At 72.3% G+C, this 26,597-nt stretch carries 24 protein-coding genes; 8 read left to right on the top strand and 16 right to left on the bottom strand.

What is annotated here, in order from left to right:
- Positions 1–44: 44 nt before the first annotated feature.
- The 5 genes from ACZ4VW_RS26545 to ACZ4VW_RS26565 form a co-directional block, all read right to left on the bottom strand.
- Entirely contained in the window at positions 45–2,591 is a 2,547-nt protein-coding gene (locus ACZ4VW_RS26545) for a DUF4118 domain-containing protein (protein WP_467966592.1), read from the bottom strand.
- A gap of 106 nt (positions 2,592–2,697) precedes the next feature.
- Positions 2,698–3,426, bottom strand: a complete 729-nt coding sequence (locus ACZ4VW_RS26550; protein ID WP_467966594.1) for an ABC transporter ATP-binding protein — start codon at positions 3,424–3,426, stop codon at positions 2,698–2,700.
- 144 nt (positions 3,427–3,570) lie between these two features.
- A complete protein-coding gene (locus ACZ4VW_RS26555; RefSeq protein WP_467966596.1) occupies positions 3,571–4,332 on the bottom strand; it encodes a DUF3710 domain-containing protein in 762 nt (253 codons plus the stop codon).
- A 1-nt stretch (position 4,333) separates the two neighbouring features.
- Positions 4,334–4,846: a dUTP diphosphatase gene (gene dut, locus ACZ4VW_RS26560; protein ID WP_384520193.1), complete on the bottom strand. Its 513-nt coding sequence runs from the start codon at positions 4,844–4,846 to the stop codon at positions 4,334–4,336.
- Positions 4,846–5,430, bottom strand: a complete 585-nt coding sequence (locus ACZ4VW_RS26565; protein WP_467966598.1) for a PaaI family thioesterase — start codon at positions 5,428–5,430, stop codon at positions 4,846–4,848. Before ACZ4VW_RS26565 ends, dut begins: the two co-directional genes overlap by 1 nt.
- Before the next feature lie 58 nt (positions 5,431–5,488).
- On the opposite strand from ACZ4VW_RS26565, the gene ACZ4VW_RS26570 reads away from it, so the two are divergent.
- Positions 5,489–6,028, top strand: a complete 540-nt coding sequence (locus tag ACZ4VW_RS26570) for a DUF3093 domain-containing protein (RefSeq protein ID WP_467966600.1) — start codon at positions 5,489–5,491, stop codon at positions 6,026–6,028.
- 55 nt (positions 6,029–6,083) lie between these two features.
- Here the strand turns inward: ACZ4VW_RS26570 and ACZ4VW_RS26575 are convergent, their stop codons facing one another.
- The 4 genes from ACZ4VW_RS26575 to ACZ4VW_RS26590 form a co-directional block, all read right to left on the bottom strand.
- Positions 6,084–7,085, bottom strand: a complete 1,002-nt coding sequence (locus tag ACZ4VW_RS26575) for a hypothetical protein (protein WP_467966602.1) — start codon at positions 7,083–7,085, stop codon at positions 6,084–6,086.
- A gap of 13 nt (positions 7,086–7,098) precedes the next feature.
- The gene (locus ACZ4VW_RS26580) at positions 7,099–7,395 is read right to left on the bottom strand and encodes a DUF4193 domain-containing protein (protein WP_003955561.1); all 297 of its coding nucleotides are present in this window, start codon (positions 7,393–7,395) and stop codon (positions 7,099–7,101) included.
- Positions 7,396–7,790: 395 nt separating this feature from the next.
- Positions 7,791–9,026: a sensor histidine kinase gene (locus tag ACZ4VW_RS26585; RefSeq protein WP_467966604.1), complete on the bottom strand. Its 1,236-nt coding sequence runs from the start codon at positions 9,024–9,026 to the stop codon at positions 7,791–7,793.
- Between the two features lie 4 nt (positions 9,027–9,030).
- On the bottom strand, positions 9,031–9,684 hold the full coding sequence (locus ACZ4VW_RS26590) for a response regulator transcription factor (protein WP_355106214.1): 654 nt from the start codon (positions 9,682–9,684) through the stop codon (positions 9,031–9,033).
- Between the two features lie 395 nt (positions 9,685–10,079).
- Here ACZ4VW_RS26590 and ACZ4VW_RS26595 point away from each other — a divergent pair, with 395 nt between their 5' ends.
- On the top strand, positions 10,080–10,253 hold the full coding sequence (locus tag ACZ4VW_RS26595; RefSeq protein ID WP_467966606.1) for a hypothetical protein: 174 nt from the start codon (positions 10,080–10,082) through the stop codon (positions 10,251–10,253).
- A gap of 81 nt (positions 10,254–10,334) precedes the next feature.
- Here ACZ4VW_RS26595 and ACZ4VW_RS26600 read toward each other — a convergent pair whose 3' ends face one another.
- Both ACZ4VW_RS26600 and ACZ4VW_RS26605 read right to left on the bottom strand, forming a co-directional pair.
- Complete coding sequence (locus tag ACZ4VW_RS26600; protein ID WP_467966608.1) at positions 10,335–11,159, bottom strand: inositol monophosphatase family protein; 825 nt, start codon at positions 11,157–11,159, stop codon at positions 10,335–10,337.
- A gap of 34 nt (positions 11,160–11,193) precedes the next feature.
- Positions 11,194–12,321 (bottom strand): ferrochelatase, encoded by a 1,128-nt coding sequence (locus tag ACZ4VW_RS26605; RefSeq protein WP_467966610.1) that lies wholly within the window; start codon positions 12,319–12,321, stop codon positions 11,194–11,196.
- A gap of 132 nt (positions 12,322–12,453) precedes the next feature.
- On the opposite strand from ACZ4VW_RS26605, the gene ACZ4VW_RS26610 reads away from it, so the two are divergent.
- Entirely contained in the window at positions 12,454–13,716 is a 1,263-nt protein-coding gene (locus ACZ4VW_RS26610; RefSeq protein WP_467966612.1) for an MFS transporter, read from the top strand.
- Complete coding sequence (locus ACZ4VW_RS26615) at positions 13,655–14,995, top strand: D-arabinono-1,4-lactone oxidase (protein WP_467966615.1); 1,341 nt, start codon at positions 13,655–13,657, stop codon at positions 14,993–14,995. The genes ACZ4VW_RS26610 and ACZ4VW_RS26615 overlap by 62 nt, the downstream gene beginning before the upstream one ends.
- Before the next feature lie 3 nt (positions 14,996–14,998).
- On the opposite strand, the gene ACZ4VW_RS26620 is transcribed toward ACZ4VW_RS26615, so the two are convergent.
- Entirely contained in the window at positions 14,999–15,865 is an 867-nt protein-coding gene (locus ACZ4VW_RS26620; protein ID WP_467966617.1) for a hypothetical protein, read from the bottom strand.
- Positions 15,866–16,285: 420 nt separating this feature from the next.
- On the opposite strand from ACZ4VW_RS26620, the gene sepH reads away from it, so the two are divergent.
- A complete protein-coding gene (gene sepH, locus ACZ4VW_RS26625) occupies positions 16,286–17,362 on the top strand; it encodes a septation protein SepH (protein ID WP_467966619.1) in 1,077 nt (358 codons plus the stop codon).
- A gap of 71 nt (positions 17,363–17,433) precedes the next feature.
- On the opposite strand, the gene ACZ4VW_RS26630 is transcribed toward sepH, so the two are convergent.
- Entirely contained in the window at positions 17,434–18,306 is an 873-nt protein-coding gene (locus ACZ4VW_RS26630) for a sulfurtransferase (RefSeq protein WP_467966621.1), read from the bottom strand.
- Between the two features lie 294 nt (positions 18,307–18,600).
- On the opposite strand from ACZ4VW_RS26630, the gene ACZ4VW_RS26635 reads away from it, so the two are divergent.
- Positions 18,601–19,383: a VOC family protein gene (locus ACZ4VW_RS26635; protein ID WP_467966623.1), complete on the top strand. Its 783-nt coding sequence runs from the start codon at positions 18,601–18,603 to the stop codon at positions 19,381–19,383.
- 51 nt (positions 19,384–19,434) lie between these two features.
- Here ACZ4VW_RS26635 and ACZ4VW_RS26640 read toward each other — a convergent pair whose 3' ends face one another.
- From ACZ4VW_RS26640 to ACZ4VW_RS26650, 3 genes are all read right to left on the bottom strand, one after another.
- On the bottom strand, positions 19,435–20,769 hold the full coding sequence (locus tag ACZ4VW_RS26640) for a polysialyltransferase family glycosyltransferase (RefSeq protein ID WP_467966625.1): 1,335 nt from the start codon (positions 20,767–20,769) through the stop codon (positions 19,435–19,437).
- Between the two features lie 3 nt (positions 20,770–20,772).
- Positions 20,773–21,738, bottom strand: a complete 966-nt coding sequence (locus ACZ4VW_RS26645; protein ID WP_467966627.1) for a glycosyltransferase family 2 protein — start codon at positions 21,736–21,738, stop codon at positions 20,773–20,775.
- 163 nt (positions 21,739–21,901) lie between these two features.
- Positions 21,902–24,532, bottom strand: a complete 2,631-nt coding sequence (locus ACZ4VW_RS26650; RefSeq protein WP_467966629.1) for a YfhO family protein — start codon at positions 24,530–24,532, stop codon at positions 21,902–21,904.
- A 294-nt stretch (positions 24,533–24,826) separates the two neighbouring features.
- On the opposite strand from ACZ4VW_RS26650, the gene ACZ4VW_RS26655 reads away from it, so the two are divergent.
- Together ACZ4VW_RS26655 and ACZ4VW_RS26660 are read left to right on the top strand one after the other, a co-directional pair.
- Positions 24,827–26,050, top strand: coding sequence for an MFS transporter (locus tag ACZ4VW_RS26655; protein ID WP_467966631.1), 1,224 nt, complete (start codon positions 24,827–24,829; stop codon positions 26,048–26,050).
- A 46-nt stretch (positions 26,051–26,096) separates the two neighbouring features.
- Entirely contained in the window at positions 26,097–26,516 is a 420-nt protein-coding gene (locus ACZ4VW_RS26660; protein WP_467966633.1) for a GlcG/HbpS family heme-binding protein, read from the top strand.
- Positions 26,517–26,597 lie beyond the last annotated feature (81 nt).

A 26,597-nucleotide genomic window follows, 5' to 3' on the forward strand; every position in this document is an offset into this window, starting at 1 on the left:
CCGCCGGACGGCGTGGCCGCGGGGCGCGGGGGCGGATCGCGCGGTCACGAGCCCGCCCGCGTGGGTACGTCGGCGGCCGGCTTCGGCCGCCGGCCCGGCACGGCCCTGAGGGTGAGGGTCATGGTGAGTCCGCCGCCGGGGGTGTCCTCGGCGGTGAGGGTGCCGCCCATCGCCTCGACGAAGCCGCGGGCGACCGCGAGGCCCAGGCCGACCCCGGAGCCGCGCGGGGCGTCGCCGAAGCGCTGGAAGGGTTCGAAGATGCCGTCCTTGCTCTCGTCGGGCACGCCCGGCCCGCGGTCCACGACCCGCAGTTCGACGCGCTCCCCCAGGGCGCTGGCGGAGACGGCCACCGGCATGCCCTGCGGGCTGTACTTCACGGCGTTCTCGACGATGTTGGCGACGGCCCGCTCCAGGAGCCCCTTGTCGACCTCGACCATCGGCAGGGTCTCGGGGATGTCCAGCTCGGCGCTGCCGTCGGGAACCCCGCCGAGGGCCATGGGGACGACCTCGTCCAGGTCGATGGCGCGGATCAGCGGGGTGACGGTGCCGGTCTGGAGCCGGGACATGTCGAGGAGGTTCCCCACCAGGTGGTCGAGGCGGTCGGCGCCCTCCTCGATGCCGGCGAGGAGTTCGGCGCGGTCCTGCTCGGACCACTCGACGTCGTCGGACCGCAGGGAGGAGACGGCCGCCTTGATCCCGGCGAGCGGGGTACGCAGGTCATGGCTGACGGCCGCCAGCAGGGACGTACGGATCTTGTTGCCCTCGGCGAGCTTGCGGGCCTCCTCGGCCTCGCCGACGAGCCGCTGCCGGTCCAGTGCGACCGCGGCCTGCGCGGCGAAGGCGCCGAGCACACGGCGGTCCTCGGCAGGCAGCACCCGGCCGGTCAGGGCGAGTGCCAGGTGCTCGCCGACCGGCATGTCCACGTCCGCTTCCTCGGGGCGTTCGACGGGGCGCGAGCCGACGCTCGCGGCGCAGGTCCACGGCTCGACGTCGCTCGCGCGCTCCAGCAGGGCGACGGACTCCATGGAGAAGGTCTCGCGGACGCGTTCGAGGAGGGCCTCCAGGCTGGACTCGCCGCGCAGGACGCCCCCGGCGAGAAAGGAGAGGACCTCCGACTCGGCGCGGAGCCGGGCGGCCTGGTGGGTGCGCCGGGCCGCGAGGTCGACCACGGAGGCCACGGCGGCGGCGACGGCGAAGAAGACGGCGATGGCGACGACGTTGCGGGGGTCGGCGATGGTCCACAGGTGCAGCGGCGGGGTGAAGAAGTAGTTCAGCAGCAGGGACCCGAAGGCGGCCGACGCCAGCGCCGGCAGGAGCCCGCCGAGCAGCGCCGAGGTGACGGTGAGTGCCAGGAACAGGAGCATGTCGTTGGCCAGACCGAGGTCGGCGTCGACGTGGGTGAGCAGCAGGGTGAGCAGCGCGGGGCCGGCGATGCCGGCAAGCCAGCCCCAGATGATCCGGGAGCGGCCCAGGCGGGCGCCGCGCGCGACGGGCAGCCCGCGGCCCTTGGCGACCTCGTCGTGGGTGACGATGTGGACGTCGAGGTCGGGGCCCGACTCGCGGGCGACGGTCTGGCCGACGCCGGGGCCGAGGATGTACTGCCAGGTCTTGCGGCGGCTGGAGCCGAGGACGACCTGGGTGGCGTTGACGCCCCGGGCGAATTCGAGCAGTCCGGAGGGTATGTCGTCGCCTATGACGTGGTGGAACGTTCCGCCGAGGTCCTCGACGAGGGTCCGCTGGACGGCGAGCTCCTTGGGCGAGGCCGCTGTGAGGCCGTCGCTGCGGGCGATGTAGACGGCGAGGACCTCACCGCCCGCGCCCTTCTCGGCGAGCCGGGCGGCGCGCCGGATGAGGGTGCGGCCCTCGGGCCCGCCGGTGAGACCGACGACGATGCGCTCGCGGGCCTGCCACGTGGAGCGGATGTTGTGTTCGCCCCGGTACTGCTGGAGGTATTCGTCGACCCGGTCGGCGGTCCACAGGAGGGCGAGTTCCCGGAGCGCGGTCAGGTTTCCGGGGCGGAAGTAGTTGGCGAGGGACGCGTCGATCCGGTCCGGTTTGTAGATGTTTCCGTGGGCCATGCGGCGACGCAGGGCCTGGGGCGACATGTCGACGAGTTCGATCTGGTCGGCGCGGCGTACGACCTCGTCGGGGACCGTCTCCGTCTGGCGCACCCCGGTGATCGACTCGACGACGTCGCCCAGTGACTCGAGGTGCTGGATGTTGACGGTCGATATGACGTCCACCCCGGCGGCGAGCAGTTCCTGGACGTCCTGCCAGCGCTTGGGGTTCCGCGAGCCGGGCACGTTGGTGTGGGCGAGTTCGTCGACGAGGACGACGGCCGGCTTCCTGGCCAGGACCGCGTCCACGTCCATCTCGGTGAAGGTGGTGTCGCGGTGCGCGAGCGTGCGGCGGGGCACCTGTTCCAGCCCGTGCAGCAGGGCCTCGGTGCGGGGGCGGTCGTGGTGCTCGACGAAGGCGACGACGCAGTCCGTGCCGCGTTCCACGCGCCGGTGTCCCTCGGAGAGCATGGCGTACGTCTTGCCGACACCCGGTGCCGCTCCGAGGTAGATCCGTAGCTTGCCGCGTCCCATGGCATGACCTTACGTGCAGCGAAAGGGACATTCCGCACGAGGGGCAGGCGCCCGCGGCCCTCTTGACGGGATTCTGATGGCCCGGGCCGCGGATCCGCTCCGGACGTCAGTGCTCGATGATCTCGCCGTCGCTCAGCTCCAGGACCCGGTCGGCGAGCCCGAGAAGCTGGGTGTCGTGCGTGGCCACCAGCGCCGTCACGCCCTCGCTGCGGACCACCGCCCGCAGAAGCTCCATCACCGCGAGTCCCGTCTCGGCGTCGAGCTGGCCCGTGGGCTCGTCGGCGATCAGCAGGGCCGGCCGGTTCGCCAGGGCGCGGGCGATGGCGACGCGCTGCTGCTGGCCGCCGGAGAGCTCCCCGGGCCGCTGGGCCGCGTGGTCGGCGAGGCCCACCAGGGCGAGGAGGAGGGCGACCCGCTCCTCGCGCTCCTTCGGGTCGGCCCTGCGCAGGCGCAGGGGCACGCCGACGTTCTCCGCGGCGGTGAGGATCGGGAGGAGACCGAAGGACTGGAAGATGAAGCCGATACGGTCACGGCGCAGCGCCAGGAGCCCGTTCTCGCCGAGCTCCGCGAGTTCCGTCCCGTCGATGGTGATCCGCCCGCCGTCGGGGGTGTCCAGGCCGCCGACGAGGTTGAGCAGCGTGGTCTTGCCGGAGCCGGAGCGGCCTTTGAGGGCGACGAGTTCGCCCTGCGGGATGTCGAAGGAGACCCCGCGCAGGGCGTGGACGGCCGCGGCGCCCGTACCGTACGAGCGCCGGAGGTTCTCCACCCGGACCATGGGTCCGCCGGGCGGGTCCTGGATCAAGCCCGTGCCGGACCGCGCGCTGCTGTCTGTCATCGCGTGACTCCCCCTCGTCGTACGCCTGCGGCGGTCAGTATGGGCCGCCGAGGGGCCGCCGGACCAGGTCCTGGAGACGCCGGTGGGCCGCGTTCCGGACGATGTGTTCGGAATGCGGCCCACCGGCCCTCGGCGAATCGTGTCTCAGCGGACCTCGGTGATCTCCGGTCCGCGCTGGAGCTGGCCCATGCCTCCGGAGAAGCGCGAGCCCTCCTGCTCCTCCTGCTGGATGCCCTCGGGCACCATCTGCGCGTCGTTCGGGAGCTTGAGGACGATCGGGTCGCGCGGGGCCATGGGGCCGTCGCCCCGGACCACGACGGTGTCCCGCACGATCTGCTCGAGCAGACCGGCCGCCTCCGGCTGCACCGCGCCCTGCCCGGAGATCACTCCGCGCAGGAACCAGCGGGGGCCGTCGACTCCCACGAAGCGCACCAGCTGCACACCGCCGGTGCCGTCCGGCAGCTGCACCGGGACCTGGGCCCGCAGCTCCCAGCCCAGCGGGCCCTCGACCTCGTCGATGACACCGCCCTGCTGGGTGATGCCGGAGGCGATCTCCTCACGGACCTCGCCCCAGATGCCTTCCTTCTTCGGTGCGGCGAAGGCCTGCAGCTGCACGGCGCTGTCGCGCAGGACGACGGTCGCCGCGACGATCGCGTCACCCGCGACCTCGACCCGCAGCTCCATGCCCTCGACTCCGGGCACGAAGATGCCGCCGAGGTCCACTCGCCCCTCCTCGGGCTTGGAGACCTCGGAGATGTCCCACGGCCCGTCGGGCCGGGGCGCCGGCGGAAGGTTCACCCGACGCGGCGCGCCGGCCGCGTCGTCGGCGTCGACCTCGTCGACGACCTGCTCGGCCTCGCCCGCTGCGTCCTCAGCGGTACCGCTCTTCTTGCGACGTCCGAACACGTCACTGTCCTTCCCGGTCGGATACGACCGAAGCGTATCGATTCCCACCCGTGGTGCCGTCCACGGCGGCATGACCGCCGGTGGACCCGAAGCCCCCCTCGGCCCGCGCCGAGCCGGGAAGCTCCGCCACCTCGTGGAAGCGCACCTTCTCGACCTGCTGGACGACCAGTTGGGCAATCCGGTCGAACCGTTCGAACCGCACGCTCTCGCGCGGGTCGAGATTGACCACGATCACCTTGATCTCTCCACGGTACCCGGCATCCACCGTCCCCGGGGCATTCACAAGGGCGACTCCGCACCTGGCCGCGAGGCCGGAACGCGGGTGCACGAAGGCGGCGTAGCCGTCCGGCAGGGCGATGGAGACTCCGGTGGGCAGCACGGCCCGCTCCCCGGGGGCCAGGACGGCCGCCTCGGTGGTCACCAGATCGGCCCCGGCGTCGCCGGGATGGCCGTAGGCCGGGATCGGTACGTCCGGGTCCAGGCGCCGGATCAGTACGTCGACAGGATTGCGCATCAGGGGTTCACCTCGAAGGCGCGGGCGCGCCGGACCTGGTCGGGGTCGGACATGGCGGCCTGGATCTCCTCCGGGCGGCCGTTGTCGATGAAGTGGTCGACCTTGACCTCGATGAAGAGGGCGTCGGCACGGACCGCGACGGGGCCGTCGGGCCCGCCGATCCGGCCGGTGGCGGTCGAGTAGATCTTGCGCCCGTGCACAGCGGTGACCTCGGCCTCCAGGTGCAGGACGGTGCCGACCGGTACGGGCCGCGCGAAGTCGGTCTCCAGCCGGCCGGTGACGGCGATGACCCGCAGCAGCCAGCTCAGGGAGCCGAGGGTCTCGTCGAGCGCGGTGGCGAGGACGCCGCCGTGCGCGAGGCCGGGCGCGCCCTGGTGGTCGGGGGTCACCGTGAACTCGGCGCTGACGCGCACGCCCTCGCCGGCCCGGGCCTCCAGGTGGAGACCGTGGGGCTGTCCGCCGCCGCACCCGAAGCAGTACGCGTAGTGCGCGCCGAGCAGCTCGCCCGGGGCGGGCGCGTCGGGGTGGCGTACCGGCGGTATGGCGTCGGCCGGCGGGGTGAGGGCGGCAGATGTTGCAGTCACAGCCGCAGACCTTACCCGCGAGGCCGGGCGTGGGTCGCGCCGTGCCAAGCTTGGACGTATGCAGCCTTCCGTACCTCCCTCCGCGCCGCGCTTCGACGAACGTCTGACCGCCCCCCGCTCGTGGTGGGTGATCACGGCTCTGCTGGGTGTGTCCGGCGGTCTGGTCATGTTCCCGCTGGGCACGGTCCCGACGCTGGGCGGGCTGATCGCGGCGGGGGCGCTGGCGGCGGTCGTCGTCTCCTCGTACGGCTCGGCGCGGATCCGGGTGGTGGCCGGTTCGCTGGTGGCGGGCGACGCGCGGATCCCGGTGGCGGCGCTGGGCGCTCCGGAGGTGCTGGACGCGGAGGAGGCGCGCGCCTGGCGCACGTTCAAGGCCGATCCGCGCGCCTTCATGCTGCTGCGCGGTTACGTCCCGCGCGCGGTCCGGATCGAGGTGACCGATCCGGCGGACCCGACGCCGTACGTGTACCTGTCCAGCCGTGACCCGGAGGGCCTGGCCGCGGCTCTGGAGGCCGCGCGCGCGGAGAGCCCGGACAGGCACACGGAGAGCCCGGACAGCGACGCCTCGGACGCCGAGGCGCAGAAGCCGGTCTCCTGAGGCCGGCCCCGCCGGTCCTCCGAGGCCGTCATTGTGAAGCCGGTCCTCCCAGGCCCTAGAAGCCGATCTCCTTGGGGTTCTCGGGCTGCTCCAGCGGGGGCAGCCCTTCCAGGGCCTCCCAGGGGACCTGGCGGCGCCGCAGGTCCTTGCGGACGTGCTCGGCGACCTTCTTGGTGTCGCGGCGGTTCATCATCGCGCCGACGGTGGCCCCGATCATGAACGGCATCAGGCTCGGCAGGTTGCGCACCAGGCGCTTGGTGATCTGCTGGCGCAGCTCTCGCTTGAGCTGTCCGCCGAGCGCCGCGTTGACGGTGGTCGGTTTGGTGGGGTCGATGCCCCGCTCCTCCGTCCAGGAGGTCAGGTAGGCGGTCGACCGCTGGGTGAGGGTGCCGGGCGGCCGCAGGCCGTACACCTCGTGCAGCTCGGCGATGAGCTTGAGCTCGATCGCGGCGACTCCGGTGATCTCGGCGGCGAGCTCGGCCGGCATCGCGAGGGGTACCGGGAGCATGGCGGCGGCGCCGATGCCGGCGCCGACGGTCGAGCTGGCGTTGGCGGCGCCCGCGATGAGCTTGTCGGCGATCTGCTCGGGCCCGAGCCCCGGGAACTGCTTGCGGAGGGTCGCCAGATCCCGCACGGGGACGCGGGGGGCGATCTCGATGATCCGGTCGGCGAGGTGGCCGAGGCCGGCCTTGGCGCTCTCGCCGCCACGCTTCACACCGCGTTTGACGGCGTCGATCCGCGCGCGGTCGAGTTTCATACGGTCCAGCTGTACGCGCGCCGGATTGGCGACGCGCTTGACGGCGTCGAGACGGCCCCCGTCACGCGGGGCCTCCCGTTCCACCGCCTCCGGTGTCCCGGCCGGTCCGGTCGCACCTGCTTCGAGCGAGGCCGTGGGGCCCCGCTCGACGTCACGTGCGCCGAGGGAGGGCAGGTGGGCGGTCTGCTCGGCTTCGGGGGCCTCCTGAGCTCCCTTCGCCGGGTCCGAGCCGCCCTGATACGCCTCCGGCTTCCCGGGAAGCCGGAAGCGTCGCTTCCGAGACGGTGTGTCGCCTGCCACGGCCGACCGATCCTCAGTCGCAGTCGCGGCAGATCGGCTGACCGTTCTTCTCCCGAGCCAGCTGGCTGCGGTGGTGCACGAGGAAGCAGCTCATGCAGGTGAACTCGTCGGCCTGCTTCGGCAGGACCCGTACGGCGAGCTCCTCGTTCGAGAGGTCCGCGCCGGGCAGCTCCAGGCCTTCGGCGGCCTCGAACTCGTCGACGTCGACCGTCGAGGTCGACTTGTCGTTCCGGCGAGCCTTCAGTTCCTCAAGGCTGTCCGAATCGACGTCGTCGTCGGTCTTGCGTGGGGTGTCGTAATCCGTTGCCATGTCGCTCTCCCCCTCTGGGTGGTTGCGGTGTCTCCAGCGCACGTAACGCGTGAGAGGCCGGACTTGTGCCCGACCCGAGGCGGAGATTTTGCCTCACATCAAGGTCTGTTACTCAATCGACACCCAACCGGCCCTCTCACGAGTGAGCGGCTTTGGGTGGCGAACGGGACCGTACACGGTCCTCCTGCCGTACTTCACGGGCGCCACCCCGTGTACTTCCCGTCATCCAGGGCCCCGGAAACCCGGACGTTTCCGGGTTTTCCGAGGGCATTCTCGATCACGGAGAGTAGAGAGCCGGGTGTTCGTTCCTGTGATCGATCACACATGAGCGTCTCAGAAACGGGACCCGGTAATTCCGCGCAAAGCGAACGGAACCGGCTGGTACCCGAAGTGTGTCAGATCGGGAGAGTGACACGCATCACGAGACCGCCGCCTTCGCGGGGCTCCGCGATGATACGGCCACCGTGGGCCCGCGCGACGGAACGGGCGATCGACAGGCCGAGACCGACCCCCTTGTCGCTCCCGGTCCGCTCCTGCCGGAGCCTTCTGAAGGGCTCGAAGAGGTTGTCGATCTCGTACGCGGGGACCACGGGGCCCGTGTTCGAGACGACGAGGACCGCCTGGCCGTGCTGCGTCTCGGTGGTGACCTCCACCCACCCCTCTTCGGCCAGGTTGTACCGCACGGCGTTCTGGACGAGGTTCAGGGCGATCCGCTCGAGCAGCACGCCGTTGCCCTGGACGACGGCGAGCGCCCGCTCGCCGCGGATCTCGACGCCCTTGGCCGTGGCCTCCGCGTGCACCTGGTCGATGGCGCGCGAGGCGACCTCGGCGAGGTCCACGGGCTTGCGCTCGACGATCTGGTTGTCGCTGCGGGCGAGCAGCAGCAGGCCCTCCACCAGCTGCTCGCTGCGCTCGTTGGTGGCGAGCAGGGTCTTGCCGAGCTGCTGGAGCTCCACGGGCGCCCCCGGGTCCGAGAGATGGACCTCCAGCAGCGTGCGGTTGATCGCCAGGGGGGTGCGCAGCTCGTGCGAGGCGTTCGCGACGAACCGCTGCTGGGCCGTGAAGGCCCGCTCCAGGCGTTCCAGCATCTCGTCGAAGGTGTCCGCGAGCTCCTTCAGCTCGTCGTCCGGGCCGTCCAGCTCGATCCGCCGGGCCAGGTCCGATCCGGCCACCTGGCGGGCGGTCCGGGTGATCCGGCCCAGGGGCGAGAGCACCCGGCCCGCCATCGCGTAGCCGAAGGCGAAGGCGATGATGCTCAGACCCAGCAGGGCGAAGAGGGAGCGGCGCAGGAGGTCGTCCAGCGCCATGTCCCCCTGGTGCCGCAGGCAGGCGGAGACGGCCTCGTTGAGCTGCTCGCCGGTGCCCTGGACGGGCAGCCGGCACCAGGAGGTGGTCGGCTGGACCTTGCCCTCGACGACCTTGAAGGGCAGCGCGGAGGCGCTCTCGCCCAGCGCCTGGGCGGTGAACAGGTAGATGATCGAGAGCAGCAGGATGCCGGCGATCAGGAACATGCCGCCGTACAGCAGGGTGAGCCGTATGCGGATCGTCGGCCGCAGCAGGGGCCTGACCGGGTCCCTGGGGTCCCAGGTGGGTTTCGGGGGCGCCTGAGGGGGCGCGGGGGTCGCGGCCATCGGATCAGATCCGGTAGCCGGAGCCGGGGACGGTGACGATGACGGGCGGTTCGCCGAGCTTGCGGCGCAGCGTCATCACCGTGACCCGTACGACGTTGGTGAACGGGTCGGTGTTCTCGTCCCAGGCCTTCTCCAGGAGCTGCTCGGCCGAGACGACCGCGCCCTCGCTGCGCATCAGGACCTCCAGAACGGCGAACTCCTTCGGCGCGAGCTGGACCTCCTTGCCGTCGCGGAAGACCTCGCGGCGGTTGGGGTCGAGCTTGATGCCGGCGCGCTCCAGGACGGGCGGCAGGGGCACGGTGGTACGCCGGCCCAGGGCCCGCACGCGCGCGGTGAGCTCGGTGAAGGCGAAGGGCTTGGGGAGGTAGTCGTCCGCGCCCAGTTCCAGGCCCTCCACGCGGTCGCTGACATCGCCGGAGGCCGTGAGCATCAGGACGCGGGTGGGCATCCCCAGCTCGACGATCCTGCGGCAGACGTCGTCACCATGGACGAGGGGGAGGTCCCGGTCGAGGACCACCACGTCGTAGTCGTTCACCCCGATGCGTTCGAGGGCCGCGGCGCCGTCGTACACGACGTCGACCGCCATGGCCTCCCGGCGCAGTCCGGTGGCCACCGCATCGGCGAGCAGCTGCTCGTCCTCGACGACGAGTACGCGCACGTCGCATTCCTTCCTGCGGGCCCTTGTCCTTCACACGGACGGGGCGGTTTCCGAAGCACTGACTGGCACTGACTGTGCGTGCCCATCCTGCCCCGTACGCGCGTAAACCGGCTGTAAGGCGGCTGTGGCGCCGGAGCCGGAAGGCACGCGGGCGAGGTGGGGGGCGTGTAGGTGCACGGACGGGGTCGGAAAAGGGGCGTGCGGAGAATTCACCGGATTCACGGGCCAGTTGAGGTTTCTGTGAGGAACGCCGTGGGGAGGACGTCTGCACACCCCGAGATCACGCCCTGTATGTGGCGCGCCACCGACCGCTCTGTCCCCAGAGGTTGCAGCGTGTGATCCGACCCACCCTCGGCACACCCCCGTGCCACCGACCCATGACGAGGGGGCGCACGATGGACGCTTTCACCGCAGGACTGCTGCAGCGCATTAGGACTGCGCAGACCGACCTCACACGGGCACGCGAGACGGGCGACGACTTCCTCGCGGAGGTCGAGCAGGCCGAACTCGAGGACCTGCACCGCCTGGCCGCCGAACACGGCGTGGAGGTCGGCGCCGTCAGCGTTTGATCCCTGACGTGCGGGGGCCCCGGTGTCGACGACACCGGGGCCCCTTCGCGTGCGGGTCCGCCGGCCGGGCGGCGGACGCCCTCAGTCGTGCCAGGCCTCGAACTCCTCCAGAAGCTCCTGGAGCGGCTCGAAGACGCCCCGGGGGGCCGCGATCGCCAGCTCGCCCGAGGGGCGCTCTCCGGGCCGCCCACCGGTCAGGGCGCCCGCCTCACGGGCGACGAGGTCACCGGCGGCGAGGTCCCAGGGGGCGAGACCGCGCTCGTAGTAGCCGTCGAGACGGCCCGCGGCGACGTCGCAGAGGTCGATGGCGGCCGATCCGCCGCGGCGGATGTCGCGCAGGCGCGGGATCAGCCGCTGCGCGATGTCCGCCTGGCGGGCGCGCCGGGTCTGCACGTAGGCGAAGCCGGTGGAGATCAGCGCCTGCTCCAGCGGGGGCGCGGGGCGGGCGGCCAGGCGGCGCTCGCCGAGGTACGCGCCGCCGCCGAGCACGGCCCGGAAGGTCTCGTTCCGCATCGGGGCCTCGACCACGCCGACGACGGTCTCGCCGTCGCGCTCGGCGGCGATGGAGACGGCCCAGGTGGGCAGCCCGTACAGGTAGTTCACGGTGCCGTCGAGCGGGTCGATCACCCAGCGGACCCCGCTGGTCCCGGGGGCGGCGGCGCCCTCCTCACCGAGGAAGCCGTCCTCGGGCCGGTGTTCGGCGAGGAATCCGGTGATCAGCTTCTCGGCGGCGATGTCCATCTCGGTGACGATGTCGATCGGGCTGGATTTGGTCTTCGCCACCGCCAGGTCGTCGGGCCGGCCGTCGCGGAGCAGCGCGCCCGCCCGGCGTGCGGCCTCCAGGGCGAGGTCGAGCAGTTCGGCGAGCAGAGGGTCGGTCGGCACAGGGTTCACGGGCTGGGTCACAGGTGCTCCTCATGCGTACGGATCGTGCGCGGGATCATGCGTACGGGCTGTCGGCTCCGGCCGCCGCGGGACGCTCCGCCCTCGCCGGGCAGCAGCCGATCGGGCAGAGGTCGTGGGAGGGCCCGAGGGCGCCGAGGGCGCAGCGCTCGGCCCGGACGCCGCGCTCGCTCGCCGCGCGCTCCATGACGAGCTCCCGCACGGCCGCCGCGAACCGGGGGTCGGCCCCGACCGTCGCGGAGCGCCGTACGGGAAGGCCCAGCTCGGCCGCCTTGGCGGTGGCCTCCGTGTCGAGGTCGTACACCACCTCCATGTGGTCCGAGACGAAGCCGATGGGGACCATCACGGCGGCCGGGACGCCGGCTGCGTGCAGCTCCTCCAGGTGGTCGCAGATGTCCGGCTCCAGCCAGGGGATGTGCGGGGCGCCGCTGCGGGACTGGTAGACGAGCTTCCAGGGGTGTTCGACGCCGGTCCGCTCGCGGATCTCGTCGACGACGACCCGGGCCACGTCGAGGTGCTGCTTCACGTAGGCGCCGCCGTCGCCGTGCTCGCCGGCGGGGCCGGAGGTGTCCGCCGCGGAGTCGGGGATGGAGTGGGTCGTGAAGGCGAGGTGCGCGCCGGCCCGGACGGACTCGTCGAGGTCGGCCAGCGAGGCGAGCACGCCCTCGACCATGGGCTCGACGAAGCCGGGGTGGTTGAAGTAGTGCCGGAGCTTGTCGACCCGGGGCAGCGGAAGCCCTTCCGCCTCCAGCTCCGCGAGTGCGTCGGCGAGGTTCTCGCGGTACTGCCGGCATCCGGAGTACGAGGCGTAGGCGCTGGTGGCGAGGACGGCGATGTGACGCCTGCCGTCGGTGACCATCTCCCGCAGGGTGTCGGTGAGGTACGGCGCCCAGTTCCGGTTCCCCCAGTAGACCGGCAGGTCGAGGCCGGCCCGCGCGAAGTCCTGGCGCAGCGCGTCGAGCAGTGCGCGGTTCTGGTCGTTGATCGGGCTGACGCCACCGAAGAGGAAGTAGTGCTGCCCCACTTCCTTCAGCCGCTCCTTGGGGATCCCTCGGCCGCGGGTGACGTTCTCCAGGAAGGGGACGACGTCGTCCGGGCCCTCGGGGCCGCCGAAGGAGAGCAGCAGAAGAGCGTCGTACGGGGCGGGATCGTGCTGATCGGACATGGCACCGATCCTCCCACCCGGCGCTGACGGCCGATGGTGCGCCCCGGCCGAAAATGCTGCTGCGGCACCGAGTTCAAGGCCGTAGGCTTTAGCTATTAATTACACGTGTTGAGCAGATGCCCGGAGATCCCCTTGCCCAGTCCTTACCGCGCGATCTTCGCGGCGCCCGGCACCAGATCGTTCTCGGTCGCCGGATTCATCGGCCGCATGCCGCTGTCCATGATGGGCATCGGCATCGTCACCATGATCTCCCAGGTCACGGGGCGGTACGGGCTCGCGGGCGCGCTCTCCGCGACCATGGCGATGGCCGCCGCCGTGCTGGGTCCGCAGGTCTCCCGGCTGGTCGACCGGTACGGCCAGCGCCGGGTGCTGCGGCCGGTCACCCTCGTCTCGCTGGTCGCCGCCGCCGGACTGCTGCTCTGCGTCCAGCAGGGCGCGCCGGACTGGACGCTGTTCGTCTTCACCGCGGTGATCGGCTGCGTACCGAGCCTCGGCGCCATGACCAGGGCCCGCTGGGCCGCCATCTACCACGGGGAGGCGCGCCGGCTGCACACCGCGTACTCCTGGGAGTCGATCGTCGACGAGGTGTGCTTCATCTTCGGTCCGATCATCTCCATCGGTCTTTCGACCATCTGGTTCCCCGAGGCCGGGCCGCTCTTCGCGGCCGTCTTCCTCGCCATCGGCGTCTTCTGGCTGACCTCGCTGCGCGCCACCGAGCCCGAGCCGCACCCGAGCGACGGGCACTCCGGGGGTTCCGCGCTCCGCTCCCCCGGCCTGCAGGTACTGGCCCTCGCCTTCGTCGCGACGGGCGCGATCTTCGGCTCGGTCGACGTGGTGACCGTGGCCTTCGCGGAGGAGCAGGGCAGCAAGGCCGCCGCCAGTCTGGTGCTCGCGGTCTACGCCCTGGGCTCCTGCCTGGCCGGCGCCGTGTTCGGCCTGCTGCACCTCAAGGGCGAGCCCTCGCGCAGGTGGCTGTTGGGCGTCTGCGCGATGGCCGTGAGTATGATCCCCCTCCTACTGGCCGGGAACTTGCCGTTGCTGGCCGTGGCGCTCTTTGTCGCGGGCCTGTCCATCGCACCGACGATGGTGACCACCATGGCCCTCGTCGAAGCGCACGTACCCCGCACCATGCTGACCGAGGGCATGACCTGGACAGGGACCGGGCTGGCGATCGGTGTGGCGCTCGGCTCCTCGGCCGCCGGCTGGATGGTCGACGCCTCGGGCGCGGAAGCGGCGTACGTGGTGCCCGTCGTCTCGGGCGCGCTCGCGGCCCTGGTGGGTCTCCTGGGGTACCGCCGGCTGCGCAGGCCGGTGCCGACTGGGGAGGGGCAGCGTGACCAGGACGCCGACAGAGCGGACGACGAGCGCAAGGACGGCGAGCAGCCCGTGGCGTAACTGGGCGGGGAACGTCACTTCCCGTCCCGTACGGGAGGTGCGCCCGGCCTCGGCCGAGGAGCTGGCCGACGCGATCAGGGAGGCGGCCTCGGACGGGCTCCGGGTGAAGACGGTCGGCACCGGCCACTCCTTCACCTCGATCGCCGCCACGGACGGCGTGCTGGTCCGGCCGGATCTGCTCACGGGCATCAGGCACATCGACCGCGAGGCCATGACGGTCACGGTGGAGTCCGGCACTCCGCTCAAGCGGCTCAACGTGGCGCTGGCCCGGGAGGGCCTGTCGCTCACGAACATGGGCGACATCATGGAGCAGACGGTCGCGGGGGCCACGTCCACGGGCACGCACGGCACGGGCCGCGACTCGGCCTCGATCGCCGCGCAGATCCGGGAGCTGGAGCTGGTCACCGCCGACGGCCGGCTGATGACCTGCTCCGAGAAGGAGAATCCCGAGGTCTTCGCGGCCGCGCGGATCGGACTCGGCGCGCTCGGTGTGGTCACGGCGCTCACCCTCGCCGTGGAGCCGGTCTTCCTGCTCACCGCGCGCGAGGAGCCGATGAGCTTCGACCGGGTCACCTCGGAGTTCGACGCGCTGCACGCGGAGAACGAGCACTTCGAGTTCTACTGGTTCCCGCACACCGACAACTGCAACACCAAGCGCAACAACCGCAGCGCCGGCCCGGCCGCGCCGCCCGGACGGGTCAGCGGCTGGATCGACGACGAGCTGCTCTCCAACGGGGTCTTCCAGCTCGCCTGTTCGCTGGGCCGTGCGGTCCCTCCCGTCATTCCGTCGCTCGCCAAGATCTCCAGCCGCGCGCTGTCGGCCCGTACGTACACCGACATCCCGTACAAGGTGTTCACCTCCCCGCGCCGGGTGCGCTTCCTGGAGATGGAGTACGCCCTGCCGCGCGAGGCGGCCGTCGCGGCGCTGCGCGAGGTGAAGGCGATGCTGGAGCGCTCGCCGCTCAAGGTGAGCTTCCCGGTGGAGGTGCGGACGGCCCCCGCCGACGACATCGCGCTCTCGACGGCATCGGGCCGGGATACGGCGTACATCGCCGTCCATCTCTACAAGGGGACGCCCTACCGCGGGTACTTCACGGCGGTGGAGCGCATCATGACCGCGCACGGCGGCCGGCCGCACTGGGGCAAGGTGCACACCCGGGACGCCGCGTACTTCTCCGAGGTCTATCCGCGCTTCGCCGAGTTCACGGCGCTGCGCGACCGTCTCGACCCGGAACGGCTCTTCGCCAACGACTATCTGCGCCGGGTCCTCGGGGACTGACGGTCAGCCGGCCGGCGGAGCCTCCTGGCCACCGGCCCCGGTGGCGGTGGACGGGCTCCCCGTCGGGTCCGCGGTCGGCGTCGCGCCGGAGGGTGTGGGCGTCGGGGTGGCCGGGGGCCTCGGGTCGTCCCCGGCCGAACGCGAGGGCGTCGGAGCGGGGTCGGGGGTGTTCCCACCGGTGCCCGGGGACGGCGTGACCGCCCCGTCGCCCGTCCCCTCCGGCTCCCGCTGCCGCTGTCGCTGCTCGTTCGACGGTTGTCCGGAGGGCGTCGGGCCGGTCGAGGGATCGGTCGGGACTCCGCTCCCGTCGCCGCTGCCGCTGCCGCCGTTGCCACGGACGACCGAGCCGAAGGTGGTGGTCCCCTTGGTCCCGCTGAAGTCCTGATCGGACATCAGTTCGTAGGTAGTGATGCCTCCCATCGCGATGAGGAAGACGAGCGCGGCCGCGATGCCGGAGCGCTTCCAGCCCCGGACACGCGTGCCGTGCGTGGTGGCCCTGCCGAACTCCTCGCCGAACCCGTCGCCGCTTCCCCCGACGCTTCCCTCGCCGTACGAGGACGCTTCGCGTCCGCCGACGGTCGCGAGAACCCGCGCGCGGTCCGCCGCCTGCCGCCGTGCCGCCGCCGTCGGCGGTTCGGCCGGCACGGCGACGACTCGTATCTGCTCTCCCGTGCGCTTGAAGAGGTGCTGGAAGACGGAACCGCCGCAGGTCGCGATGACACTGATCACACCGGCGCCGAGGATCGTGCCGTACACGCCGAGGGTGGAGGCGAGTTTGGCGGCGACGACCGCGGCGACCGCACTGCCCGAGACCTGAGCGACGCTCAGGTCGAGCCGCTTCTTCTTCTCACCGTTCTGCTCCTTCTCCATACCCAGAAGGGACAAATGGGCGAAGTGAAAAGTTCCGTTTCTGCTGGTTCTGTGAAGAGCGACACGTGCGAGCGGGCATGCCGGAGACTCAACTCCCGTACCTCCGGAGAAGTTGAGCGGCGTGCCGGTCCACTCAGGTGGCCCGAATGGAGTACTGTGTCGAGCCCTGGGTCCGGGCTCTCGCGAGGGTGCTCGGGGTCCAACGGGAGGGGGCCGAACGTGGCGCTCGAACCGGCGGCGCCGCGGCACCGCACGGTCGCCCGATGCACAGCGTGACGAGCTGTCACTCTGCGTTGCAGACAGGTAACCGTGCCATAACGGCGTTCCAGGGTCCATGCCCGACACGCCGGGCAACTCGGCAAGGTTGTGGCAGGCTGCACCCGGGCAGGCCACACTCGACTAGCGGAAGCAGCGACGCACGTGACGTCGGCAGGCACCACCCGGGAGGTCCCCATGCCCGAACTGCGTGTCGTGGCCGTCTCCAACGACGGCACACGACTGGTGCTGAAGGCTGCTGACAGCACGGAGTACACGCTTCCGATCGACGAGCGGCTGCGCGCCGCCGTGCGCAACGACCGCGCGCGGCTCGGTCAGATCGAGATCGAGGTGGAGAGCCACCTCCGCCCCCGCGACATCCAGGCGCGGATACGTGCCGGTGCCTCCGCCGAGGAGGTCGCGCAGCTCGCCGGCATCCCCGTCGACCGCGTACGGCGCTTCGAGGGCCCCGTGCTCGCGGAGCGGGCGTTCATGGCGGAGCGGGCCCGTAAGACGCCCGTCCGCAGGCCCGGCGAGAACACCGGACCGCAGCTCGGTGAGGCGGTGCAGGAGCGGCTGCTGCTGCGCGGCGCCGAGAAGGACACCGTGCAGTGGGACTCCTGGCGCCGTGACGACGGCACCTGGGAGGTGCTGCTCGTCTACCGGGTGGCCGGCGAGGTCCACACGGCGAGCTGGACGTACGACCCGCCCAGGCGGCTCGTCCAGGCCGTGGACGACGAGGCGCGCGCGCTGATCGGCGAGACGGACGACACGATCGCCGCCGCGCCGGAGCCCAGCTTCCCCTTCGTGCCGCGCATCGCCCGGCTGCCGCGCGACCGGCCGCTGGACCGTGCCCTGGACCGTCAGATGGAGCGTCAGCAGGAACGGCCGGCTCCGGTTGCCGAGCCGGAGGAGGAACGGGACTCGCTCACGAGCCTCCTGGAGGCCGTGCCGAGCTTCCGTGGCGACATGGTCGTCCCGGACCGGAACTCCGAACCGCCGTCGTCCGAGCCCTCCGACGACCCCGAGGCGGAAGAGCCTCCGGCACCTGCCGCCTCGGCGGGCGCGGGCGCGGCGTACGCCGACGTCCTGATGCCCCGTGCGGTCTCGGGCCACCGCGACCGCCTGACGGGCACCACCGACCGCCAGGCCGAGGCGGACGGCGTCCGCCCGGGCCGCCGCGCGGCGGTGCCCAGCTGGGACGAGATCGTCTTCGGCACGCGAAGGAAGAAGCAGGACTGACGTCCGTAGGGAAGAAGGGGCTCGCGCCTGCTCGGCGCGGGCCCCTTCTCCCACGGCAAGTCATACGCCGTCTAGGGGTTCGGGCCCGTCGCCACCGGGCGGGTGGGGTCGTTGGACCACTCCGACCAGGAACCGGCGTAGAGGGCGGCCGGGATGCCCGCGATCGTCAGCGCCAGCACCTCGTGCGCGCCCGATACGCCCGAGCCGCAGTAGACGCCCACGGCCTCGCCCGAGACGGTGTCCGCCGCCTCGCCGGCCGTGCCCAGGACCGCGTCGGCGCCGAGCTTCGAGAAGCGCGCCGCCAGGGCCTCCGCGGGCAGGAAGCGGCCCGTCTCGTCCACGTTCTCCGTCGTCGGGGCCGACACCGCGCCCGGGATGTGGCCGCCGACCGGGTCGATGGGCTCCACGTCGCCGCGGTAGCGCTCCGCCGCCCTAGCGTCGAGCAGCAGGCCGGAGCGGGCCAGGGCAGCGGCGCCGTCGGCGTCGAGCAGGCCGACGGCGCCCGGTCGCGGCGCGAAGTCGCCCGGCTCCGGGCTCGGGGTCTCCTGCGACAGGCCGTGTCCCTCCGCCGTCCACGCCGCGAGACCGCCGTCGAGGACCCGTACGTCCGCGTGACCCGTCCAGCGCAGCAGCCACCAGGCGCGGGCCGCACCCCAGCCGAGCCAGTCGTCGTAGACGACGACGGGCGTGTCCCCCGAGACGCCCGCGCGGCGCATCACCGCTCCGAACTCCGCCACGTCCGGCAGCGGGTGGCGCCCGCCGGTGCCGGGCGGACCGGCCAGTTCCCTGTCCAGGTCCACGTAGACCGCGCCGGGGAGGTGCCCGGCCTCGTACGCCGGCCGTCCGGGCGGGCCGCCGAGCTGCCAGCGGACGTCCAGCAGGACCGGCGGCCTGGCCCCGGCCGACTCACTCACGAGTTCGCTTGCGGTGATGATGGGCTTCATGGGTGCCATCCTCGCGCAGCCCGCGCCGCACCGGACCACGGCAGGACGGCGGACCGGAGAACCAGGCATCCTCGCGCGGGATCCCGCCAAAGCACGGCGCGGCCCTGGCGCGCGGCGCGCCCGGGGGTGCGAGCATCTGCACGGGGCGCGCGGCACCGCCGCGCGTACGACAGCCGAACGGCGGGCAGTAATCCGCTACGGAGCCCTGAGGGCCCGGCTCCCACCGCCCGTACGCGCCCGTGCGCACGGCTTGTCCCCCCGTACGGCCACGACGATGGTCCGAGGAGAGTGACGATGACCGAGGCGACTCGGCGCACACCCGGTACACCCTGTTGGGTGAGTTTGATGGTGCACGGGCTTGACGCGACCCAGCAGTTCTACGGCGCGCTGTTCGGCTGGGAGTTCGTTCCCGGGCCGCGGCAGCTCGGCCCGTACGCCCGCGCGCTGCTCGACGGCAAGGAAGTGGCGGGGATCGGCCAGCTGCCGCCCGATCGGCATCTGCCGGTCGCCTGGACGCCCTATCTGGCCACGGACGACGCCGACGAGACCGCGGAGGCCATCCGCAGCTGCGGGGGGACGGTCGCCGTCGGCCCGATCGACGCCGCCGAGGCCGGACGGATGGCGATCTGTTCCGATCCGACCGGCGCCGTCTTCGGGGTCTGGCAGGCCGAGCTGCACCACGGCATCGCGGCCGCGGGGCCGCCCGGGACGCCGGTGTGGAACGAACTGCTGACGTACGAGACCTCGGCGGTCGGCAAGTTCTACCGGAGCGTGTTCGGGTACGAGGCCGAGCCGGTCGACTCCGCGGACTTCGACCGGGTGACGCTCCGTCTGGCGGGCCGCCCGGTCGCGTCCCTGAACGGCGTCGGTACGGCCCTCCCCCGTGACCGGGGCGCGCACTGGATGACGTCCTTCGAGGTCGCCGACACCGACGCGGCCGCCCACCTGGTCGCCGAGCTTGGCGGCCGGGTGCTGCGGCCGCCGGAGGAGGGCACGCCGGGCCGGCGCGCCCTGGTCGCGGACCCGGAGGGCGCGGTCTTCACCATCGTCCGGTCGGCGGCTTCGCCGGCGGCCTGACCGGTCTGGGGCCGGGGGCCGTCGCCCCCGGCCGCCCCGGGGCCAGCGGGGTCAGTTCCGGCCGCTCCGGGTGAGGCTCCGGCGGAGCCGGGACCCGGCCGTCCGCGCGTCGCCGCCGGGAAGTCCGAGCTCGGTCAGCCGTTCCCGCTGGAAGTACCGGGCGGTGTCCTCGTCGCCCTGACGCGCCGTGAGGTACGCCGCCGTCTCCGCGCGCAGGAGGGGGTGGAGCCGCGGCTGCATGCAGTGGCCCACGGCGCGCACGAGCGGGGTCAGCGTCCCCGGCGCGGCGCCGGGGACGGCCGGGCCGTCGCCGGACTCCAGGTCCGCGACGATGTGGTCCACGACGGTCAGCGGCACCCGGTTGCTGTTCTCGTACGGCTTGAGCCGTTCCAGGACCGTGCCGGTGCCCACCCGGGCGATCGGGACGTCGTAGTAGACGGACGCGGTGAGCATGGCGGTGGAGAAGCAGCCGACGACGAGTCGCGGCCGGCAGCGCTCGTAGAAGGTCTCGGCGAGCAGCGGGCCGTCCAGGACCGTGAGACGTACGCCGGACGCCTCGGCCGCCTCGTGCAGGGCCGTCGAGTAGCGGGCGGGCGCGGTCGGGTGCGGCTTGAAGACGACCGACGTGTGCCCGGCCGCGGCTGCTCCGCGGAGCATCCGGATGTGCAGCTCCTCCTCCTCGTCGGCGGTGAGGATGCCGAGGGCGGCGAGGTACTGGCCGAGGAGGAGGGCGGTGGGCTCGGCCGCGACCGCCGCCCTCACCTGCCGGTCGTCCTCCGCCGCCTCGGCGATCTCGGCGAGCACGGCGCGGAACGCCGCGTCGGGGACCAGTTCGGGCTCGACGCCGTACTCGGCCAGCAGCAGCGGACGCAGCCCCGGCACCAGGTCGAGGTGGAGCAGGCGCCGGACGCGGCAGGCGATCGACTGCGGCAGCTCGCCGCGCGTCGGCCCGTAGCTCATCAGTCCGTCGGCGTACAGCTGGACGGAACTCTCGGCGAAGAGGGCGGCGAGGGCCTTGGCGGGATTGACCTGGATGGACTCGACGATCAGCTCGACCGGAGCGTCGCCCAGTCCCCACGCCGTGCGGAAGACCCGCTGCCACAGGACCACCTCCTCGGGGCGGGGGGCCCAGGAGCTGGGGTGGTGCGGGTGGATGGCCTCGTTCCAGTCGACGGTCTCGTCGAACCGGGCGACGATCCGGTCGTAGCCGGTCATCGCGTCGAGGCGCAGGGCCGTCTCCGGGATCTCGGCGTTGTGGGACACGAGCAGGATCCGCCGGGCGTCCTCGCGGGCGCCGAACAGGCCCGCGTCGAGCGCCGCCGCCAGCGTGGCCGCGCCGTACAGCGTCGACACCTGGAAGATCTGGATGCGTGGTCGCGCGGTCATGGGTCAGGCGGTCCTTCCGGTGGCGCGCAGGCTCCGCAGCAGCGTGCTGCGGGTGCTGTCCATCGTGTCCAGGGTCTCGTCGAGCACCTGCTGCGGCATGCGGCGCAGGGCGTCGGTCACGTTCTGCCGGAGCCGCTTGGTCACGGCCGGCTCGTACTGGTCGGCCTTGCCCATGTGGAAGGCGATCATGGCGCAGTAGGTGCGGACCGCCTTCGGCAGGAAGCGGTCGGCCTCGGGGTCCTTCGACACCTCTTCGAGGAGGAGGTCGTACGACGGAATGAAGTCCAGTTGGCGGTTGTCGGTGATCTGGGTGAGCGAGGTGGTGACACCGCGCCGGTAGAAGACTCCGTGCAGGCTGAGCGCCGCGTAGGTCCTGGCTCTCAGATGGAGGCGCCAGATCCACAACCGGTCCTCGGCGGTACGCAGCGCCGTCTCGAAGCGTGAGGCGCCGTTCTCGAAGAGGCGTCCGCTGTAGATGCCGAAGGGGACGAAGGGGTAGTCCACCATCGTCACCATGCTGGCGGGGGCGATTCCGTCGCGCGGGTTCATCACGGTGTCGCGCCGGGGGGCGGGCGCGTAGCGGATGCTGCGTGCGGGGCCGGTCGACTGCACGTGGTCGGTGCGGGCGAAGTCGCAGCCCAGCTCCTCGATGCCGCGGACCATGGCGCTCAGATGGCCGGGGGCGTACCAGTCGTCGCCGTCGAGGAAGGTGACGTAGTCCCCTCTCGCCGCGTCCAGGCCGGTGTTGCGGGCCTGCGCCACCCCCTGGTTCGTCTCGTGGCGGATCACGGTGGCGTTCGGGACGCGGCTCCGCCAGCGGTCCAGAACGTACGGCGTCTCGTCCGTGGAGCAGTCGTCGACCAGCAGGAACTCGAAGTCCGGGTCCGCGTTGTTCGCGAGGCTGCGCATGGTGTCGGGCGCGTAGATCCCGACATTGTGGAACGGCACGATGACGGACAGTTTCGGCACTCGGAATCCCAACACTCAACAGAACAGGCAATCGGTCGATCACGAAGGCGCCGGGGCACGCAGGCGATCGAGCTCATGACGGTGATCGGACCCCTGACGGGTGATCGAGTCACGACGTACGACGTCCGGACGAACGCCGGCCGGGCGGGCAGCGTATCCGTCGTCAATTCCCGCCGGACGAGCCGGATGTGCACTCCGGGTGAACTCTTCCGGTCCTGCGGAGAAACCGGCTCCGGTAGGCGATCGTCAGCAGGGCGAGGAGCCCGACGCCGGCGATCGCGCCACCGAGACGCAGGCCCGGGGGCCGGAACGCGCAGGTGACCGTGGTCGCCCGGCCGTCGAGCGGGACGGCCAGGAGGCCGAGGTACCGCTGGGCGGGGGCCTGCGGCGCATCGCCGGCCGCGCAGCGCCAGCCGGAGATCCGTGGCGCGGCGATGACGGCGGTTCCCTTGCTGCCGGGCGGGAGTTCGGCGGTGAGGCCGTGACCGGAGACGTGGACGGTGGTGGCTCCGGTCGCCGTCAACTCTCTGACGGCCGCGTCCAGTCGCTCCTGGACGAGGCAGCCGACCGGCTGCCGGGGCAGGTTGGGGGCCGACCGGTCGCCGCGCAGGTCGATCCGTACCGAGCCGGAGGCCGGAACGGTGCCGAGCGGCCGCATCGGACCGAGCACGGCGGGCAGTCTGCCGACGAAGGAGACGGGATCTCCTCCGTCCAGGGCCGCGGTGCCCCTGTACTCGGGGGCCCAGAACCAGACCTGGCTGTGCGCGGGACAGGAGGCCGTCAGGGTGGCGGTGTTCGCGGGTCCGTCCGTACGCCGCGGTCCGGCCGGCACCTCGTACACCTGCGAGCCGAGCAGCAACTCCTGGTTGGCGAAGGCGGAGTCACCGAATCCGGTCCCGTGCGCGGGCAGCCGGACGTCCGGGCGGACGGTGACGAGCGGCGGCACGACGGTGTGGGTGGTGGTGATGACCGCCTCGGGCAGCGTGTCCTGCCGTACGGGCGCCGAGGGCGTGGAGCGCATCCTGGTGCCGATCGAGAAGATCGCGTCGGTCACCGGATTGTCCAGACCGACCGGGTGGCGGCCCTTGGCGTAGTAGCCGAAGCCCAGGGCGGAGAGCGTACGGGAGTAGACCTCCGAGGTCAGGCTGGAGTAGAGGTCCGCGCCCTGTCCTCCCACGAGCAGGGGGTCGTTGCCGCCCGGCACCTCGCCCGGCTCCGTACGGTGCCGTGGCCAGGCGTCCGCGCGGGCGGTGGCCCGGGCCATGTCGTTCTGCCACGGCCCGACGCGCGGAGACCACGAGACCTGGCTCAGCTGCTTCTTCTCGATCCTGCCGCCCGTGATCGTGGTCTCGCCCGCCTGGGCCAGGACGAGGAGCGCGACGGCCAGGGCGAGCAGCACCCGGGCCCCGGCGGCGTACCGGCGGGCGAGCAGTACGGCCGCGGCGGCGAGCGCGGCGAGGACCAGGGCGGCGGCGAAGGCGGGGTAGGTCCAGGGGTCGACGACGGCGCTGCCCCGGGCGGCGTACGCCATCGCGGCGAGCAGCGCCGCGGCGCCGAGCAGCGCGGCCGGCGCGGGCAGCCCCCGGGCGGTGGACACCCAGGCGGCGATCAGCAACAGGCCGCAGAGAACGAAGGTCTGACGGTACGGGATGCCGTTGGGCGAGGCGCCCGCGTGCCAGAGCAGATGGGTGGGCTCCCACTGCATCGACAGCGCGACCAGGCAGACCGCGGCCGTCCAGGCGATACGGACCCGGGGCGCCACGGCGCGGTTGAAGGGGAGGGTCAGGGCCAGGAGGAGGGCCGGAGTGCCGATGAACAGGGCGGGGCTGGCGACGCTCGCCGTGGCCGGCAGCACTCGGGCGAACACTTCCGACCAGGCGACGGCGGTGAACGTCACCTCGGGGGTCGGGTCGGCCCCGCGGGTGCCCAGGAAGATCACCAGCACGAGCGGCGCCGCGAGCGCGATCCCGACGAGGACGGTCCGGGCGGCGCGCACCAGTCCGGCCAGGCGCAGGCGACCGGTGTCGTCGGCCGTGAACAGCCGGACGGCCAGCACCACGGCCGCGCCGACGGTCGCCATGTAGGCGGTGTAGAAGTTGGCGAACCAGGCCAGGGCCACGATCAGCGGGCCGAGAACGGGGCGGCGCCCGGCCAGGGCCCACTCCCCCACGAGGCACAGGAGCGGGAAGGCCAGCAGCCCGTCGAGCCACATCGGGACCGTGGCCGCGTAGTTCAAGGTCCAGCCGCACAGCGCGTACGCCGCTCCCAGCACGGCGGCCACCGGCCAGGGGCCGCGCCGCAGCCGCAGGAGCAGCACGGCCATCGCCGCACCGGCGGCGGTGATCTTGGCCGCCGTGATGACGTAGAGGGCGAGCTCGATCCGGTCGGCAGGGAAGAGCACGACCAGCAGGTCGAAGGGGCTGCTGAGGTACGTGCCGTAGTCGCCGAGGAAGTTCGAACCGAAGCCCGTGCTCCAGTTCAGGAAGAGGTCACCCTCCGCCTCGCCGAGCAGGAGCTTGCGCCAATAGGCGTGGTACGGCAGGTACTGCTGGCCGAGGTCGACGGTGTTGCGGGTCGTGGGGCCGAAGGGGTGGGTGCCGGCGAGCAGCCCGCCGAGACAGAACACGAGGCAGGTCAGGAGGGCCGCGCCGGCGGCCGCCCGTACGCGGATGCTGTGCCGGGCGCGGGCGACCAGTCGCGCCGGACGGGCCCGGCCGCCGTCGTCGCCGCTGTCGCTGCCGCCGTCGGCCGGGGGCCGTACGCCGACGGGCACGGTGTCGGCTGTAGGGGGCACAGGTCCTCCGGGATGGTCGTACGGCGACGCGGGTGGCTCGGGCGGCGGCGCGGGATGTCCGTGCGGCGACGCGGGTGGCGAGGCCCATTACCGCCCAGTCCGGCGTCCCGTGTCCGATCTCCAGGAGATCTTCGGGCGCACCACGGGTGAACAGGAGGTGCGGGGGCCCGATGGACCAGGACGAGCGACTTGCCCCTCGCACGCCATTATCCACCGCTTGCACATATACCGCGTCTGCAATTATTGTCGAAGCTCGTAAGACTCCCCTGCAATATTTTCGGAAGGTGCTTCGCCATGCCTCTCGCGCTCCTGGCCCTGGCCATCGGGGCCTTCGGGATCGGCACGACCGAGTTCGTGATCATGGGCGTCCTGCCCCAGGTCGCCGGCGACTTCGGCGTCTCGATCCCCACCGCCGGCTGGCTGGTGACCGGCTACGCCCTCGGCGTCGTCCTCGGAGCCCCGCTCCTGACCGTGCTCGGCACCAAGGTCTCCCGCAAGAAGATGCTCATGTTCCTCATGGGTCTCTTCATCGTCGGCAACGCGCTCTCCGCCTTCGCGCCCGGCTTCGGCGTCATGCTGATCGGCCGGGTCGTGGCCTCGCTCGCCCACGGCGCCTTCTTCGGCATCGGCTCCGTCGTCGCCGCGGACCTGGTCGCCCCGGAGAAGAAGGCGTCCGCGATCTCCCTGATGTTCATGGGGCTGACCGTCGCCAACATCGTCGGCGTCCCCGGCGGCACCTTCCTCGGCCAGGCCCTCGGCTGGCGGGTCACCTTCGTCGTCGTCGCCGCCCTCGGTGTCCTCGGCCTCCTCGGCGTCGCCAAGCTGGTGCCCGCGCAGGGCCGTCCCCGGACGGCGAACGTCCGGACCGAGCTCGCCGCGTTCAAGAACGTCCAGGTCTGGCTCGCCATGGCGATGACCGTCCTCGGCTACGGAGGCGTGTTCGCGGCCATCACATACATCACCCCGATGATGACCGAGGTCACCGGCTACACCGAAGGCGCCGTGACCTGGCTGCTCGTCCTCTTCGGCATCGGCATGTTCCTGGGCAACCTCCTCGGCGGCCGGTTCGCCGACCGGGCCCTGATGCCGCTGCTCTTCACCACCCTGGGCGCCCTGGCCCTGGCCCTGCTGCTCTTCACGGCGACCGCGCACGACAAGGTGCTCGCCGCGATCACCCTCACCCTGATCGGCGCCCTCGGCTTCGCCACCGTGCCGCCGCTGCAGAAGTGGGTCCTCGACCAGGCCACCGCCGCGCCCACCCTGGCCTCGGCGGCCAACATCGGCGCCTTCAACCTCGGCAACGCGCTGGCCGCGTGGCTCGGTGGGGTCGTCATCTCCGCCGGTCTCGGCTACACCGCCCCGAACTGGGTCGGCGCGCTGCTCTCCGCCACCGCCCTGCTCCTGGCCCTCTTGGCCGCGTTCCTCGACAGGCGCACCAAGGCCCGCTCCCGGGTCGTGGCGGTGATTCCCGCCGCCACGCCGTCACCGGCGGCCGCCACCGCCGCAGCCCACCACTGACCTCGGACCCCAGCCCCCTCCTCGCCCGACGAAGGAAGCACGCACCATGAGCACCACCGCCGTCACCCCGCTGAGCACCCAGGACGCCGAGACCCTGCTGATTGCCGCCCGCCGCGCCGCCGAAGCCGTCGGAGCGACCGTGAGCGTCACCGTCCTGGACGCGGGCGGTCACCTGCTCGCCTTCCGGCGCGACGACCGGGCCGTCCTGGTGTCCGGTGAGACCAGCACCCGCAAGGCGTACACAGCCCTCCAACTGAACGCTCCCACCGCCGACCTGGTGGATCTGGTGAAGCCGGACGGCCCGTTCCACAGCCTCGCCACGGCTCTGGACCGCCCGCTCCTCTTCATCGCCGGCGGGGTCCCCGTCCACCGGGACGGCCGCCTCGTCGGCGCCGTCGGCGTCGGCGGCGGCGCCCCGGAGCAGGACCACGCGTTCGCCACTGCGGCCGTCACGGCCCTCGCCTGAGGCCGCCCGCGCGGCGGACGCCGGGGACGCCGGGCAGCCGGTGTGCGCCGGGGGACGCCGGGCAGCCGGTGTGCGCCGGGG

It is taken from the genome of Streptomyces sp. NPDC029139 (genome assembly GCF_055564335.1).